Consider the following 14688-nt stretch of genomic DNA (forward strand, 5'->3'; position numbering starts at 1 on the left):
TCTTGATAGGGAAGGTTGAGGAGCGGTGGGCCGCATGGCTCGTGTCATATTCGACGCTGAGCGTCGGAGGGTTCCAGTACCGTCTGGAAACCATGGACGCGCGGGTCGGCGACGCCATCATCGGGCGGGATCATCCCGCGGGTCTGCTGCGCGCCGAGCTGGACCGGGCGGCCACCAGTCACGGCGGTCTCGTCCTGGTCACCGGTGAGCCCGGCATCGGCAAGACCACCCTCGTCACGTCGGCGGCACGGGAAGCCCGCCGACGCGGGGCTCTCGTACTCGGCGCGGCCTGCTGGGACTCCGACAGCGCCCCCGGCTACTGGCCGTGGGTGCAGGTGCTGCGTGCCCTGCGGCGATCCGCCGACGACTGGGCGCTCGCCCGCCCGGCTGCCGAACCAGCCCTCTCGGCCCTGCTCGGCGAGAGCGGCACCGGTGACGTTCCCGGGCTCACGGCCGCCTGGTCGGCCCGCGACGGCCAGGACGTCGCAGACCAGGAGGCGTTCGCCCTGTACGACGCGGTGACCGCCGCGCTGGTCGCCGTCTCCGCGCACCGGCCGGTGGTGGTCGTCCTCGACGACCTGCACTGGGCCGACCCGGCCTCGCTGCGGCTGCTGGGGTTCGCCGCCCAGCACACCTGGTTCGAACGCCTGTTGCTGGTCGGCACGTACCGCGACGCGGAGGTCGAGGCCGACGACCATCCGTTGCGCCCGCTGCTGCTGCCCCTGGTCGCCAAGGCCACCACGATCACCCTCGCCGGCCTGGCCCGCGACGAGGTGGCCGCGCTGATGGCGCGTACCGCCGGTCGGGAGCCCGCCCCCGACCTGGCGGACGAGGTGCACCGCCGCACCGGCGGCAACCCGTTCTTCGTCGAGGAGACCGCGCGGCTGTGGCACGCCGACGGCGTGACCGGCGCGATCCCGCCCGGCGTACGGGAAGCGGTGCGGCAGCGGCTCGCCCGGTTACCCGCCCCGGTGGTCGAGGCGTTGACCGTCGCCGCCGTACTGGGGCGTGAGTTCCACCGACAGGTCCTGGCGGCCAGCGCGGCGCAACCGGTGGCGCATGTCGATCGGCTGCTCGACGACGCGGTGACCGCCCGGCTCGTGGCCGCTCGGGGTGGCGGACGGTTCACCTTCGCCCACGACCTGGTCCGCGAGACCCTGTACGACGGGCTCACCACCGACGACCGGCAGGCTCGGCACGCCGCGGTGGTCCGTGCGGTGGACCCGCCGACGGCGCTCACCGACCGGCTCATCCCGGCCGACCTGGCCCGCCACGCCTACCTGGCCGGCGCCGCGCTGGACCGGACCCGCGCCGTCGAGCTGCTGACCGCCGCCGGGCGCGACGCGTTCGCCCGGCTCGCCGCCGACGAGGCGGCGGTGCACTTCCGCCGGGCGTTGGAGATCGTCGAGGACCCCGCGCAGCGGATCCGGCTGCTCGTGGACTTCGGCGAGGTGCAGTACCACCACGCCGGCCGATCCGAGGCCGTACGCCTGCTGGCCGAAGCCGCGACGCTCGCCCGTACGCTCGACGACCCGGTGCCGCTGGCGCGTGTCGCGCTCACCGTGCACCGCTCCCGTCAGGTGGACACCACCCACGCGGTCGACACGACGGACCTGGTCCGCGAGGCGTACCAGCGGTTGATCGGCGAGCCCGCCCCCACCGCGTCGGCGGGCGCGCTGGTGGCGGATCTCATCACCGCGACGGAGACCATCGCCCGTCGTGGGCGCGACGACGAGGCGCTCACCTTCAGCCTGTGGGCCCGCCACGACACCACCTGGGGGCTGGGCACCGCCGCGGCGAGGGCGGCCCTCACCGCCGAGATCCGCGACGTGGCCCGCCGGACGGGCGACCGGGAGACCGAGCTGTGGGCCACGTCGCTGCGCTGGGTGGCGCTGCTGGAACTGGGCGACCCGCGCTTCATGGAGGAGTTCGCCGCCTTCGTCACCGGGGGTCAGCAGCGCGAGTTGGCTCGTTCCCGGATGGCGGCGGCCGTCGACGGTGGGATCATCGCGGGATTCCGGGGTGACTTCGCCGAGGCGGACGAGCGGTTCGCCGTCATCGCCGATCTGTCCGACCCGGGGCACGCCGAGTTCGCCTTCATGGGCCACCACCTGCGGTGGGCCCGGCTGCTGTTGCAGGGGCGCTTCGACGAGGTCGACGCGCTGCTGCACGAGTGGGCGCCGGCCGACTATCCGTACCGGGAACTGCTGTCGGCCATCACGGCGGCCGAGCGTGGCGACGACGAGCAGGCGGTGCGGTTGACCGCCGGCATCGAGGCGGCCGGGATCCACTATCCGCGTCCGGTGTCGCCGCTGTGGCTGCGCCTGCGCGCCCAGGCCGCCGCCGCGTCCCGCGATCCGCGGCGCTGTGACGACGCGCGGGCCGCGCTGCTTCCGCACCGTGGACAGTGGACGGTCGGGCTGTTCGGCTGCGACATCAGCGGGCCCATCGACCACTGGCTCGCCGTGGTCGACGCCGCTCAGGAGCGGTGGGACGACGCGATCGCCGGGTTCACGGCGGCCCGTGAGGCCGCCGACCGGATGGGCTCCCGACCCTGGTCGCTCATCGCCCGCGCGGGCCTGGTCGACGCCCTCGCCGGCCGCGACCAGCCGGGCGACGCCGCGGCGGCGGCCCAGGTGCGCGCCACCACCGTCCGGGACGCCACCGCACTCGGCATGAGGCAGGTGCTCCTCCGGCTCGCCGACCCGAAACCAACCCACGCCGAGCCGGGCCACGCCCCCGAGGCGGATCACGCCGTGGACCGGGGGACAGGTCGCGGGCCGGGTCGTGCCGCCGGGCAGAGCGCCCCTGGTGGGCCCGGCGATGTCGCGGGCACGGTCGCCGAGAACCTTCAGGTCGCGGGTGCTGACCAGGTCGTCGGGGGCGGCCAGGCCGTGGGTCGGCGTCCGGTGACGCCGTCCGACCCGACGAGCGAGGGGTACGCGTTTCGGCGCGACGGGCCGGTCTGGCAACTCGCGTACGCGGGAGTGGTGGCGCACCTGCCCGACGCCAAGGGCCTGCACGATCTGCACCTGCTGTTGAGCCGCCCCGGGGGTGACGTCCCGGCGGTGGAACTGCTCGACCCCGCCGCCGGTCCGGTGCTGGTGGCCGCCCGACGGATGGGCGGCGACCCGGTCCTCGACGACGAGGCGAAGGCCCGCTACCGGCGGCACCTGACACGCCTCGACGCCGAGATCGACCGGGCCGCCGCACGTGGCGACACGGCGAAGGTGGGCGCGCTGGACGCCGAGCGCGGCGCGCTGCTCGAGGAGTTGCGTGCCGCGGCGGGGCTGGCCGGCCGGAGTCGACGGCTGGGCGACGAAGCCGAACGGGCCCGCAAGACGGTCACCGCGCGCATCCGCGACACGCTCCGCAAGCTCGACGATCGCCATCCCGCGCTCGCCAACCACCTGCGCGATTCGGTCTCCACCGGCACGACCTGCCGCTACCTCCCGCAAACCCGCCTCCCCTGGCACCTCTAACCCCGCGCCCTCGCGCCCCGCGCCCTCGCGCCCGCGCCCCCCCGCCCCGCGCCCTCGCGCCCCGCGGCCCGGCGCCCACGCGCGCCCCCCGCCCCGCCGATCTTGCACTTGCTGTTGTGGATTTGGGTGCTCTCGTGGCCTATGTCGCCACAGAAAGTGCAAGATCGCGGGAGCGCGGGAGCGCGGGAGCGCGGGAGCGCGGGAGCGCGGGAGCGGGAGGCGGGAGGCGGGAGCGGGGAGCGGGGAGCGGGGAGCGGGGAGCGGGGAGCGCGGGGACCGGGTTAGCGGCGGTTGTAGCGGTACATGGTCAGGGTGCCGAAGACGATGACGAAGCCGGCGCTCCACACCAGGAGCCACATCGTGGCGGGCGCGTCCGAGTTGCCGGACATGACGGCGCGTACGGCGGCCACCAGTTGCGTCACCGGGTTGACCTTCACGAACGCCTGAAGCCAGCCGGGCATGGTGCTCGGCTCGACGAAGACGTTGCTGAGGAACGTCAGCGGGAACAGCACCATCATGCTGACCCCCATCACCGACTTCTCGCTGCGCAGGATCAGCCCGAAGAACGTCCACACCCAGGAGAACGCGAACGAGAAGACCACCAGCAGCCCGATCCCGGCGGCCACCCCGGCGACGCCACCGGCGGGCCGGAAGCCGAGCGCCAGCCCGACACCGAGGATGACCAGGGCGGCGAGGATGTAGCGCAGCACGTCACCGAAGATCATGCCGACCAGCGCGGCGGGCCGCCAGACCGGCAGCGTCCGGAAGCGGTCGAAGATGCCCTTCTCGATGTCGGTGTTGAGGCCGATCCCGGTGTACATGGTGATCATCACGACGCTCGTCACCATGATGCCGGGCAGGAAGAACTGCAGGTAGTCACGTGGGCTGTCGGCGAGGGCGCCACCGAACAGGTACGTGAACATCAGCACCATGATGATCGGGAACGCGGTCACGTCGAAGAGCTGTTCCGGCACGTGCTTGATCTTCAGCAGGGCCCGCCAGCCGAAGGTGAGGGACGCGCCCAACGCGCTCGGGCGGGGCGGTCGGGCGCCCGGCGCGAGGACGGTCGCCAATGCCTCGGCGGACGGTACGTAGACCGACGGCGCCCGCTCGGCCGTGCTGGCGGTCGTGGTGGTGTCGCTCATCGGGCTGCCTCCAGCTCGTCGTCGCGCTCGTCGGCCGGTACGGCCGGGTGGTCGGTCAGGGCCAGGAAGACCTCGTCCAGGCTGGGCTGACCGAGGGAGAAGTTGTCGACGGCGATGCCGGCGCGGGCCAGGTCACCGAGCGCGCGAGCGGCCTGCGCGCTGGCGTCCAGGTCGGTGCCGGCCTCGCCGACGCGGGCCGTCAACGCCACCGGATCGGCGGCGAGCTGCACGGGCACGTTCAGCGCCTCCCGGAGCACCTTCTCGGCCTCGGGCCGCTGGCCCGGATCGCGGAGTCGCAGGTGGACGGTGCCGGAGCCGACGGACGACTTCAGCTCGCCCGGGGTGCCCTCGGCGATGACCCGGCCGTGGTCGACGACCGCGATCCGACCGGCGAGCTGGTCGGCCTCGTCGAGGTACTGCGTGGTCAGCAGCACGGTGGTGCCGTGCGACACCACGGCCCGGACGATTTCCCACACCTGGTTGCGGCTGCGCGGGTCGAGGCCCGTCGTCGGCTCGTCGAGAAAGAGCAGGTCCGGAGTGTTCAGGATGCTCGCGGCGATGTCGATGCGTCGTCGCATGCCGCCCGAGTACTTCTTCACCTGGCGGTCGCTCGCCTCGGTCAGACCGAACGCGGCCAGCAGCGCCGCCGCGCGGTCGCGGGCCTCCGGCTTGCGCAGGCCCAGTAGGCGGGCCAGCAGCACCAGGTTCTCCGTGCCGGTCAGGTCCTCGTCGACCGAGGCGTACTGGCCGGTGAGGCTGACCCGGCTGCGGACCTTGTCGGCCTCGGTGACCACGTCGTGCCCGAAGACCCGCGCGGTGCCGCCGTCCGGGCGCAGTAGCGTCGCCAACACCCGGACCGCGGTGGTCTTGCCCGCCCCGTTCGGCCCGAGCAGGCCGTAGACGGTGCCGGCGGGCACCCGTAGGTCCATGCCGGCCAGCGCCCGGGTCTCCCCGAAGGTGCGGGTGAGCCCTTCGGCCTCGATGGCCAGGCCGGTGGCGCGTCTACTCATCAGTCGTACCTCTCCTCGGACGTCGTCGGCAGGCGCGGTGGTCGCCGGTCGGTGAGACCAACGACCCCGCCCACTCTTCAGGCGCGAGGCGACGGCGGCCGTCCGCTAGATCGGAACTAGCGGGCGCTGTTCCGGGGCGGAATGTCGGTGGGATCGGCTTGACTGGGGTCGACGAAGGGGACGGAATGACGCAGGTACGCATCGAATCGTGGCGCGAGGATGATCTCGATCTGCTGCGCCGGCTCAACTCGCCGGACACGCGCCGACACACCGGCGGCCCGGAGACGGACGAGCAGGTGCTCGCCCGGCACGACCGGTACGTGCGCTCCGCCGAGGGCGGGCCGGGGTGCATGTTCACCGTGGTGCTGCCGGACGGCACGCGGGTGGGCAGCGTCGGCTACTGGCCCCGCGAGTGGCGCGACCAGCCGGTGTACGAGCTGGGCTGGGCGGTGCTGCCCGCGTACCGGGGGCAAGGGCTGGCCACCGCCGCGGTGCGCGCGGCTCTCGACGCGGCGCGCGCCCGACGGGACCGACGTCACGCCCACGCGTACCCGTCCGTCGACAACCCGGCCTCGAACGCGGTCTGCCGCAAGGCGGGCTTCACACTGCTGGAGGAGACGAATTTCGAGTACCCGCCCGGGCACCTGATGCGGGTGAACGACTGGCAGGTCGACCTGACCGCCCCGCCGACCTCCGACTGAGATCGGCGGGGCTGCTTCGCTGGCGGGCGCCCGAGGACCACCCTGGCGAGCGCGGATCACCAGGGGAGTACGCCGTACCCGCCACCGGCGTCCATCTGGAAGCCCCAGAGCAGCCCGCTCGGCCCGTCCGCCGGCAGGGTCGCCAGGTGCACGCTCACCTCGGCGCCCTGTTCGGGCGTACGGAAGCCGCTGTTGCCGTTGAAGTCGGTGGCGCAGTAGCCGGGGTTCGCGGCGTTCACCTTGATCGGGGTGTCCCGCAGTTCCTTGGCGTACATGGCGGTGAGCATGTTCAGCGCCGCCTTCGACGACGGGTACGGCACGGAGGTCAGCGCGAACAGCGCCCCGTCCGGGTCGGTCATCACGGCGATCGAGCCGACCTCGCTGGAGACGTTCACGATCCGCGCCGCCGGTGCCTGCCGCAGCAGTGGCAGCAGCGCGTTGGTGACCGCCACCGGGCCGAAGACGTTCGTCTCGTATAGCCGGCGCATCGTCGCCACGGTCGTCTCGCTGGGCAGCCCCCGCGTACCGTCGGCCAGCACGATGCCGGCGTTGTTGACCAGCACGTCCAACCGGCCGTACTCGTCCTCGACGAGTTTCGCGGCGGCGGCCACCGAGGCGGCGTCGGTGACGTCCAGCGGCACGAACCGAGCGTCCGCGCCGCCGTCGCGCAGCTCCCGTTCCGCGGCGCGGCCCCGCTCGACGTCCCGCGCTCCCAGCAGCACGGTCATGCCGAGGGCGCCGAGCTGCCGGGCGGTGGCGAGGCCGATTCCCTTGTTGGCCCCGGTGATCAGGGCGATCGTGTTCGTCATGCCACCGAGCCTGTGCCCGCCGACGGCCGGCGGGGAGAGACGCCGCGAGGCTGGGACCGGCGGTACCACCATGAGCGACGTGGCACGAGGCATGCTGGGGGCATGACGAGCAGCGGCCTGCGACGGAACGAACTGGCGTCGTTTCTGCGCGCTCGCCGCGCCCGCCTGCGGCCCGCCGAGGTCGGTCTGCCCGACGGGGTACGGCGGCGTACGCCCGGGCTGCGTCGGCAGGAGGTCGCCCAGCTCGCCGGCATGTCGATCGACTACTACATCCGGTTGGAGCAGGGCCGGGGGCCGCACCCGTCCCGGCAGGTGCTCGCCGCGTTGGCCCGGGCGCTGCTGCTGAACCGCGACGAGCGGGAGTACCTGTTCCGGATCGCCGGGGAAAATCCGCCATCGGCCGTCGGCCCGAGCCGCGAGGTGCCGCCCGGACTGCGGCACCTGCTCGACGCCATGACGGAGACCCCGGCGTACCTCGTCGACGCCGCCTACCACGTGCTGGCCTGGAACCGGCTGGCCACGCACTTCGTGGGGGATCTCGCGGCCGTACCGCACGCCGAGCGCAACATGATCCGCTGGACCTTCCGGCAGCCGATCACCGACGCGCACTGGTCCGATGCCGACGCGCGCAGGTTCGTGCACACCACGGTCGCGGACCTGCGGGCCGCCTACGGCCGCTACCCGGCCGACCCGGCGATCCGCGAGCTGGTCACCGAACTGCTCGGCACCTCGCCGCGCTTCGCCCAACTGTGGGCCGAGCACGAGGTCGGGGAGCGCCGTCCCGTCGTGAAACGGGTGCCGCATCCCGAGTTGGGACCGCTGGAGTTCGAGTGCCGCGTGCTGCTGGTGCCGGAGACCGAGCAGCGGTTGATCGTCTACGTCGCCACGCCCGACACACCGACCCAGGCGGTGTTCCGCCGGCTCGCCGAGCGCGTCGACGGCTGACCCGACCGCGTACCGCGCGCTGCCCCGGAGTCAGCACTCCGGGGCAGCACGTAGTCGCAGGTCAGCGCGGCACGTAGGCGAACGTGTCCGGGTCCGGACCCTGCCGCCCGGCGCTGCCCTTGTTCAGCCCGGTGATCCGCTCCATCGCGGTGTCGTCCAGCTCGAAGTCGAAGATCCCGGTGTTCTCCTCGATCCGCTTCGGCGTGGTCGACTTCGGGAAGATGATGTCGCCGCGCTGCACGTGCCACCGCAGGACCACCTGCGCCGGCGTACGGCCGACCTGCTCGGCGATGTCGACCACCGTCGGGTCGTCCAGCACCTTGCCCTGCGCGATCGGCGACCACGCCTCGGTGAGGATGTTGTGCTCGCTGCCGTACGCGCGGACCTCGTCGTTGGTGAAGTACGGGTGCGCCTCGATCTGGTTGACCGCCGGCACCACGCTCGCCTCGTCGGCCAGCCGCTGCAGGTGCGACACCTGGAAGTTCGACACGCCGATCGACCGGGCGCGGCCGTCGCGCTGGAACTCCTCCAGCACCTTCCAGGTCGAGACGTAGTCGCCGTCGTACAGGGTCGGCAGCGGCCAGTGGATCAGGAAGAGGTCGATGTAGTCCATCTTCAACGCCGACAGCGTCGAGTCGAACGCCTTGCGGGCGTCGTCCGGGCGGTGGAAGGCGTTGCTCAGCTTGCTCGTCACGTACACCGAGCCGCGGTCGAGGCCGGACGTGCGGACGGCCTCGCCGACCTCGGCCTCGTTGCCGTACATCTCGGCGGTGTCGATGTGCCGGTAGCCCACCTCGAGCGCCGTGGTCACCGCCGCGACGGTGTCCTTCGGCTCGATCTGGAACACCCCGAAGCCGAGCTGCGGAATGGTCGTGCCGTCGTTCAGGCTGATGTCAGGAATCGTGAGTGCCACTGCGGCTCCTTCGCGTCTTCGGTACCCGTTATCCATACCCGGGCGGGTGGACGATTCACCGCCCAAAGCGAGGTGACGAGCGCAACGGCGATCCGGTTCACCCGGTCGTGTCGAACAACACCGGCCAGGGCCGTGCCGCCGGCAGCGAGGGTGACGTGGATGGCGCCGGCTCGGCGGCGGCCAGCACCTCGGCGGCGAGCTGCCCGACCATCGCCGCCGCCGGGTGCGCCGACCGCTGCGGCCAGGCCGCCGAAGTGCGCTTCGCCAGCGACGTGTCGGCGATCGGTCGCCAGGCGATCCGTGGCTCCCGGCGGGCCAGGGTCGCGGGCTCCACGGCGACCCCGCCGCCGGCGAGGACCAACCCGAACAGGAACTCCGGATTGCGCGCCGGACGCACCCGCGCCGGCCGCCACCCGTGCCGCCGGCACACCGCCAGCAGGTGGTCGTGCCAGCCCGGCGCGGTGGCCCGGGGCGCGGCCACCAGGTCCAGGCCCGCGAGCGCGGCGAGCGGCACCGCCCGGTCGCGCGCCAGTGGCGAGGTCCGCGGGAGCAACACCCCCAGCGGTACGTCGACGGGGGCGCCGAAGCGCAGCGCGTCCGCGTCGATCGGATGGTGCAGGAGCCCCACGTCCAGGCTCCGCTCGCCGAGCATCCGCACCTGCTCGGCGGTGGTCAGCTCGTGCAGCTCCACGTCCAGGCCGGGCGCACGGGTGGCGAGCTGGTCCAGCAGCGCCCGCAGCGTCACCGCCGGGGTCTCCGGCGGCACACCGGCGCGCAGGACGCCCAGTTCGCCCGCGCGGACCTGGACCATGAGGTTGCGCAGCCGGCCCTCGCCGGCGAGCAGTTCCTCGGCCTCGGCGAGCAGCAGACCGCCGGCGGTGGTGAGTCGTACCTGGCGGCGGGACCGGTCGAACAGCTCGACGGCCAGCTCCCGCTCCAGCCGCTGGATCGATTGACTCAACGGCGGCTGGGCCATGCCGAGACGGTCGGCCGCCCGTCCGAAGTGCAGCTCGTGGGCGACCACCACGAAGTGCCGCAGATGTCGGAGCAGGTCCACGGCCGGACCCTACGCCAGCGTCGGCACCCCGCCAGTGGATACCGTGCCGGGGTGAACGTGGGGGAACGGATCGAGGCCATCTTCGCGGACGCCGGGGTGACCGGCAGTCTGCACGTCGTGGACCTGGACGCGGCGGGCCGGGAGGTCGGGTTGCGGGCCGACGAGCAGGTGGTGATCGCGTCGATCTTCAAGATCCTGCTGGTGCTGGAGTTCGCCCGGCAGGTCGACGCGGGTCAACTCGACCCGACCGAACGGGTCCTGGTCACCGCCGCCGACCGGCTCGGCGGGTGGGGGCTGGCCGGCTGCGCCGACGACGCCGAGGTGTCGTTGCGGGACCTCGCCTACTTCGCCATGTCGGTCAGCGACAACACCGCCGCCGACCTGCTGCTGCGCCGGGTTGGCCCGGACCTGCTGCCAATGCTCGCCGCCGAGCTGGGCCTCGCCCGTACCCGCGTCCTCGGCGGCCCACGGGAGTTGGTCGAGATGATGCTCGCCGACGTGGGGGCGCGTACCGAGGCGGAGTTCGCGCGGATCTTCCCGACCCTGCCGGCGGGCGAGGTACGGGCCATGCGGGTCTTCGACCCGCTGCGCACCACGTCCAGTACGGCGCGGGACATCACCCGGCTGCTCACCATGATCTGGCGGGACGAGGCCGGGCCTGCGTCGGCGTGCGCAATGGTCCGCGCCTGGATGGCCCGGCAGCTCTTCTGGACCCGCCTGGCCGCCGGTTTCCCGCCCGCCGTGCGGGTGTCGGGCAAGACCGGCAGCCTGCCCGGACTGCACCTGGAGGCCGGAGTCGCCGAGTACCCCGACGGCGGCCGATACGGGATAGCCGTCTTCGCCCGCGCGGACGACCTCGCCCCGCGCCGGATCGACGTGGACCTGGCCGTCGGCCGGGCCGCCCGCGCCGCCGTGGAGGCGCTGCGCGGTAACTGATTTCCCGGCGTGTCCGGCGCTGAGGCACCCCGTGTTGAGCAGGCGCGATATGTGGTGGCGTATCGGAGGCGAACGCCTTCGATCTTGGACCGGAGCGTGCTGGCGCTGGTTGGCTCGTTGCCGACCGATCACCCGAACACGGGGAGCAGATCCACATGCCCAACCTCGACCGTCGTCGCTTCCTGCGTGACGCCGCAGCCACCACCGCGCTGGTCTCCGCCGGCGGACTCGCCGCCACCTCGACCACCCCGGCCCAGGCCGCGCCCCCGGCCGCCGCACCCGCACCGTCCACCCGTGGCAAGGGGGTGGTCAGCTTCCGCTGGTGGGGTACGGCCGGCTGGCGCATCGACATCGGCGACCGGACCGTTCTGGTCGACCCGTTCCTCAGCCGGATCGACACCGGCCTGTTCCGGGGCCCGTTCAACACGGCCACCCCGTTGTCCGTGCGGACCGACGTGATCGACCCGCGCGTCGAGAAGGCCACCACCGTCCTGGTCACGCACACGCACTGGGACCACTTCATGGACGTGCCGTACATCGCCGGACGCACCGGCGCGCGGGTCTTCGGCACGCTCACCGCGTACCACCTGGGGCTCGCGTACGGGGTGCCGTCGACGCAGCTCAGCGCCGTGAAGGGCGGGGAGGTGCTGGACTTCGGCGACCACACGATCGAGGTGGTCGGCTCGCTGCACAGCCGCAACCCGTCGTACTCGGTGGCCTTTCCGGGGGTGCGGGTCAGCCAGCCGGCGCGGCCGGCGACCATCGCGGACCTGCCGGAGGGCGACACGCTCGGCTATCTCCTGCGGGTAGACGGCGGCCCGTCGGTCTACTTCACCGGCGCGAGCGACGTCGCCGAGCGCAACCTCACCGGCCTCGCGCCGGACGTGGCGATGGTGGCCATGCAGAACGCGACCACCACCGGCGACTACCTGCCCCGACTGCTGGCCGGGCTGGACTACCCGAAGGTCGTGGTGCCGGTGCACTGGGACAACTTCGAGACGGAGTTGCGCAACCCGCCGGTCGTCGCCCCTGCCGACCGTGACCGGCTCGACGACATGATCGCGGCGGTGCGTCGGATCTCGCCGCGCAGCCGGGTGCTGGTCCCCGAGTACGAGACGGCGTACCACTTCTGACCGGCGCTGGGCGGGCGTCCGCGCCCGCCCGGTCAGCCGGTGGCCAGCTCCGCCAGGGCGCGCACCGACTTCCAGTTCCGGGTCGTGCCCACCACGCCGAGCTGCTTCTCCAGGTACGCGTTGGTGAACTTCGTCCGCCCGTAGCCGCCGTCCGGGAAGTGCAGGAAGACCTCGCGGCCGGTCACCGTGAACGCCACGTTCTCGCCACCGGGGACGGTGAGCGCGTCGACCGCCGACTTCTTCGGAGCGGTCGCGAGGAACGCGACCAGCAGCTTCTTCGGGTCGTCGTCGATCTCGGCGTACGGGTTTCCGCCCGCCACCGCCGCCAGCTCCCGGCCGCTGCGCACCAGCACCGGCACGGTGAGCCCCAGCTCGTCGGTGAGCGCCCGCTCGATGCCGGCGGCGAGCTTCTCCGCGTCCCGGACGGTGCTGCCGAAGGCCACGTTGCCGCTCTGCAGGTACGTCGTGACGTCGTCGTGGCCGAGGTCGGTGACGATCCGGCGCAGGTCGGCCATCGCGAGGCGGGTGCTGCCGACGTTGACCCCGCGCAGCAGGGCGACGTACCGGGTCATGGCTCCTCCTGGGTGTACGGCGGACCGGCTCAGCGTAGGCCGCCCGGCCCGACCAGGCCCGTCTCGTACGCGACGATGACCAGTTGCGCGCGGTCGCGCGCCGCCAGCTTCGTCAACAACCGCCCCACGTGGGTCTTGACCGTGGCGGGGCTGAGGTTGAGGTGTCCGGCCAGCTCCGCGTTCGACAGGCCCCGGCCGATCAGCGTGAGCACCTCCCGTTCCCGCTCGGTCACCCCGTCGAGCTGTCGGGGCAGCGGTCGGGCCGGCTCTGGCCGTCGGGCGAACTCGTCGATCAGTCGGCGGGTCACCGTCGGCGCGAGCAGCCCCTCACCGGCGGCGACCACCCGGATGCCGGTCAACAGGTCCGCCGGAGGGGTGTCCTTGAGCAGGAACCCGCTCGCCCCGGCGCGCAGCGCCCCGTAGACGTACTCGTCCAGGTCGAACGTGGTCAGGATGACGACCCGGGTGTCGGCCGTGGCCGGGTCGGCGCAGATCCGTCGGGTCGCCTCGATGCCGTCCATCTCCGGCATCCGGACGTCCATCAGCACCACGTCCGGCCGGTGCTGGCCGGTCAGCGCGACGGCCTCGACGCCGTTGCCCGCCTCGGCCACGGTCGTGCAGTCCCCGCTGAGGTCCACCAGCAACCGGAAGCTGCCGCGCAGCAGCGCCTGGTCGTCGGCGATCAGCACGCGGATCACGCCGCCACCCGGTAGGGGAGGCGGGCCGCCACCGCGAAGCCACCGTCGGAGCGTGGACCGGCCCGGAACTCGCCGCCGTGCAGCGCCACCCGCTCCCGCATGCCGATCAGTCCATGCCCGTGGCCGTCGGTCGACACCGGCCGTCGGCCGTCGTCGGTCACTTCCACGCGTACCTCGGTGGAAAGGACGGTCACCGTCGCCCGGCAGGCGGCCGGCGCGGCGTGCTTGACCACGTTCGTCACCGCCTCCTGCACGATCCGGTAGACGGCGAGGCCCACCGACTCCGGCACCGCGCCGACCGGCTCCTCCCGCCGTACGTCGAGCCGCACGTCGACCCCGCCGATCGCCGCCTGCTCGGCGAGCACCGGCAGCTCGTCCAACCCCGGCGTCGGGGCGTACGGGGCGCTCTCGCGCAGGACGCCGAGGACCCGACGTACGTCGGTCAGGGCGGCACGGCCGGTCTCCTCGATGACCCGCAGGGCGGCGCCCGCCTCCCTCGGGTCGGCCTCGGCGACGTGGTTGGCGACGGCGGCCTTCACCACGATGAGGCTGAGCGTGTGGGCCACCACGTCGTGCAGCTCCCGGGCCACCCGCAGGCGCTCCTCGGTGGCCGCCTGACGGACCAGGTGATCGCTCTGCCGGGCGGCCAGGGCACGTCGCTCCCGGACCAGCCAGCCGATCAGCCAGGCCGGCGCGATCATGACGAGGGCGTAGGCGACCGCCCCGGTGCGGGACCAGAGGTCACCGGCGGTCAGCACCAGCGCGACGCTGACCAGGGCGAGGCAACAACCGGCGGCGAGCATCGACCGGCGCGTGGTCGCCGACACGGCCACCGTGTAGAAGGACAGGCCGATGGCGAGGGCGGGCGCGGCAGCGGCGAAGTTGGGGATCACGCCGGTGATCAGGGCGACGGTGGCGACCGAGCTGATCACGGCGGCGACGGTGACCGGCCAGCGCCGCCGGACGGCCAACGGCAGTCCGAGGGCCATCCCGACGAGCACGGACACCCAGAGCGGTTCGCGTACGCCGCCGTGCAGCGGCGGTTCGAGCGCCGCGTACGGGCAGAGCAACCCGCCGACCGCCAGGGCCAGGGCGGCGTCCAGGACGTACAGATCCCTCGGTCGCAGTCGCCGGGACACCAGGTGCGCGATCACCCTTGGCACGCTATCGGCCGCCGGCGGCGGGCGCGTCCACCCGTGGGCCGTCATCCTCGGGTACGACATCCGGCTGCCGGACGAGCCCCGGCTCCCCCCACGGGCGGGCCGAGAATTGTCGGCGCTGGCACGA

At 73.1% G+C, this 14688-nt stretch carries 13 protein-coding genes; 5 read left to right on the forward strand and 8 right to left on the reverse strand.

The window, feature by feature from the left end; translation table 11 throughout:
* Positions 1–92: 92 nt before the first annotated feature.
* Positions 93–3482 carry an ATP-binding protein gene (locus ACQPZK_RS05305; protein ID WP_433537216.1) on the forward strand — a complete coding sequence of 1130 codons (3390 nt, stop codon included), beginning with the start codon at positions 93–95 and terminating at the stop codon, positions 3480–3482.
* A gap of 281 nt (positions 3483–3763) precedes the next feature.
* On the opposite strand, the gene ACQPZK_RS05310 is transcribed toward ACQPZK_RS05305, so the two are convergent.
* Positions 3764–4627, reverse strand: coding sequence for an ABC transporter permease (locus tag ACQPZK_RS05310; RefSeq protein ID WP_433537217.1), 864 nt, complete (start codon positions 4625–4627; stop codon positions 3764–3766).
* Entirely contained in the window at positions 4624–5637 is a 1014-nt protein-coding gene (locus tag ACQPZK_RS05315) for an ATP-binding cassette domain-containing protein (protein WP_433537218.1), read from the reverse strand. The genes ACQPZK_RS05310 and ACQPZK_RS05315 overlap by 4 nt, the downstream gene beginning before the upstream one ends.
* A 185-nt stretch (positions 5638–5822) precedes the next feature.
* On the opposite strand from ACQPZK_RS05315, the gene ACQPZK_RS05320 reads away from it, so the two are divergent.
* Positions 5823–6338 carry a GNAT family N-acetyltransferase gene (locus ACQPZK_RS05320; RefSeq protein WP_433537219.1) on the forward strand — a complete coding sequence of 172 codons (516 nt, stop codon included), beginning with the start codon at positions 5823–5825 and terminating at the stop codon, positions 6336–6338.
* Between the two features lie 56 nt (positions 6339–6394).
* Here ACQPZK_RS05320 and ACQPZK_RS05325 read toward each other — a convergent pair whose 3' ends face one another.
* Complete coding sequence (locus tag ACQPZK_RS05325) at positions 6395–7147, reverse strand: SDR family oxidoreductase (protein WP_433537220.1); 753 nt, start codon at positions 7145–7147, stop codon at positions 6395–6397.
* A gap of 102 nt (positions 7148–7249) precedes the next feature.
* Here ACQPZK_RS05325 and ACQPZK_RS05330 point away from each other — a divergent pair, with 102 nt between their 5' ends.
* Positions 7250–8092, forward strand: a complete 843-nt coding sequence (locus tag ACQPZK_RS05330; RefSeq protein ID WP_433537221.1) for a helix-turn-helix transcriptional regulator — start codon at positions 7250–7252, stop codon at positions 8090–8092.
* Positions 8093–8153: 61 nt separating this feature from the next.
* On the opposite strand, the gene ACQPZK_RS05335 is transcribed toward ACQPZK_RS05330, so the two are convergent.
* Positions 8154–9005: an aldo/keto reductase gene (locus ACQPZK_RS05335; RefSeq protein WP_433537222.1), complete on the reverse strand. Its 852-nt coding sequence runs from the start codon at positions 9003–9005 to the stop codon at positions 8154–8156.
* 97 nt (positions 9006–9102) lie between these two features.
* Positions 9103–10062, reverse strand: coding sequence for a LysR family transcriptional regulator (locus tag ACQPZK_RS05340; RefSeq protein WP_433537223.1), 960 nt, complete (start codon positions 10060–10062; stop codon positions 9103–9105).
* A gap of 51 nt (positions 10063–10113) precedes the next feature.
* Here ACQPZK_RS05340 and ACQPZK_RS05345 point away from each other — a divergent pair, with 51 nt between their 5' ends.
* Positions 10114–10998, forward strand: a complete 885-nt coding sequence (locus ACQPZK_RS05345) for a serine hydrolase (protein WP_433537224.1) — start codon at positions 10114–10116, stop codon at positions 10996–10998.
* A gap of 155 nt (positions 10999–11153) precedes the next feature.
* Positions 11154–12131 carry an MBL fold metallo-hydrolase gene (locus tag ACQPZK_RS05350; RefSeq protein ID WP_433537225.1) on the forward strand — a complete coding sequence of 326 codons (978 nt, stop codon included), beginning with the start codon at positions 11154–11156 and terminating at the stop codon, positions 12129–12131.
* A gap of 32 nt (positions 12132–12163) precedes the next feature.
* Here ACQPZK_RS05350 and ACQPZK_RS05355 read toward each other — a convergent pair whose 3' ends face one another.
* From ACQPZK_RS05355 to ACQPZK_RS05365, 3 genes are read right to left on the reverse strand one after another with little or no spacing between them, the layout of a single operon-like run.
* Positions 12164–12703 carry a DUF1697 domain-containing protein gene (locus ACQPZK_RS05355; RefSeq protein WP_433537226.1) on the reverse strand — a complete coding sequence of 180 codons (540 nt, stop codon included), beginning with the start codon at positions 12701–12703 and terminating at the stop codon, positions 12164–12166.
* A 29-nt stretch (positions 12704–12732) separates the two neighbouring features.
* Complete coding sequence (locus ACQPZK_RS05360; protein WP_433537227.1) at positions 12733–13401, reverse strand: response regulator; 669 nt, start codon at positions 13399–13401, stop codon at positions 12733–12735.
* Positions 13398–14555 carry a sensor histidine kinase gene (locus ACQPZK_RS05365; RefSeq protein ID WP_433537228.1) on the reverse strand — a complete coding sequence of 386 codons (1158 nt, stop codon included), beginning with the start codon at positions 14553–14555 and terminating at the stop codon, positions 13398–13400. The genes ACQPZK_RS05360 and ACQPZK_RS05365 overlap by 4 nt, the downstream gene beginning before the upstream one ends.
* Positions 14556–14688 lie beyond the last annotated feature (133 nt).

Source organism: Micromonospora sp. CA-249363, from assembly GCF_050950185.1.
GTDB lineage: Bacteria > Actinomycetota > Actinomycetes > Mycobacteriales > Micromonosporaceae > Micromonospora.

Excerpts from the sequence above, each read along its gene's own strand:
- ACQPZK_RS05305 (WP_433537216.1), top strand. The coding sequence starts at position 93 with ATGGACGCGCGGGTCGGCGACGCCATCATCGGGCGGGATCATCCCGCG.
- ACQPZK_RS05310 (WP_433537217.1), bottom strand. The coding sequence starts at position 4,627 with ATGAGCGACACCACCACGACCGCCAGCACGGCCGAGCGGGCGCCGTCG.
- ACQPZK_RS05315 (WP_433537218.1), bottom strand. The coding sequence starts at position 5,637 with ATGAGTAGACGCGCCACCGGCCTGGCCATCGAGGCCGAAGGGCTCACC.
- ACQPZK_RS05320 (WP_433537219.1), top strand. The coding sequence starts at position 5,823 with ATGACGCAGGTACGCATCGAATCGTGGCGCGAGGATGATCTCGATCTG.
- ACQPZK_RS05325 (WP_433537220.1), bottom strand. The coding sequence starts at position 7,147 with ATGACGAACACGATCGCCCTGATCACCGGGGCCAACAAGGGAATCGGC.
- ACQPZK_RS05330 (WP_433537221.1), top strand. The coding sequence starts at position 7,250 with ATGACGAGCAGCGGCCTGCGACGGAACGAACTGGCGTCGTTTCTGCGC.
- ACQPZK_RS05350 (WP_433537225.1), top strand. The coding sequence starts at position 11,154 with ATGCCCAACCTCGACCGTCGTCGCTTCCTGCGTGACGCCGCAGCCACC.
- ACQPZK_RS05355 (WP_433537226.1), bottom strand. The coding sequence starts at position 12,703 with ATGACCCGGTACGTCGCCCTGCTGCGCGGGGTCAACGTCGGCAGCACC.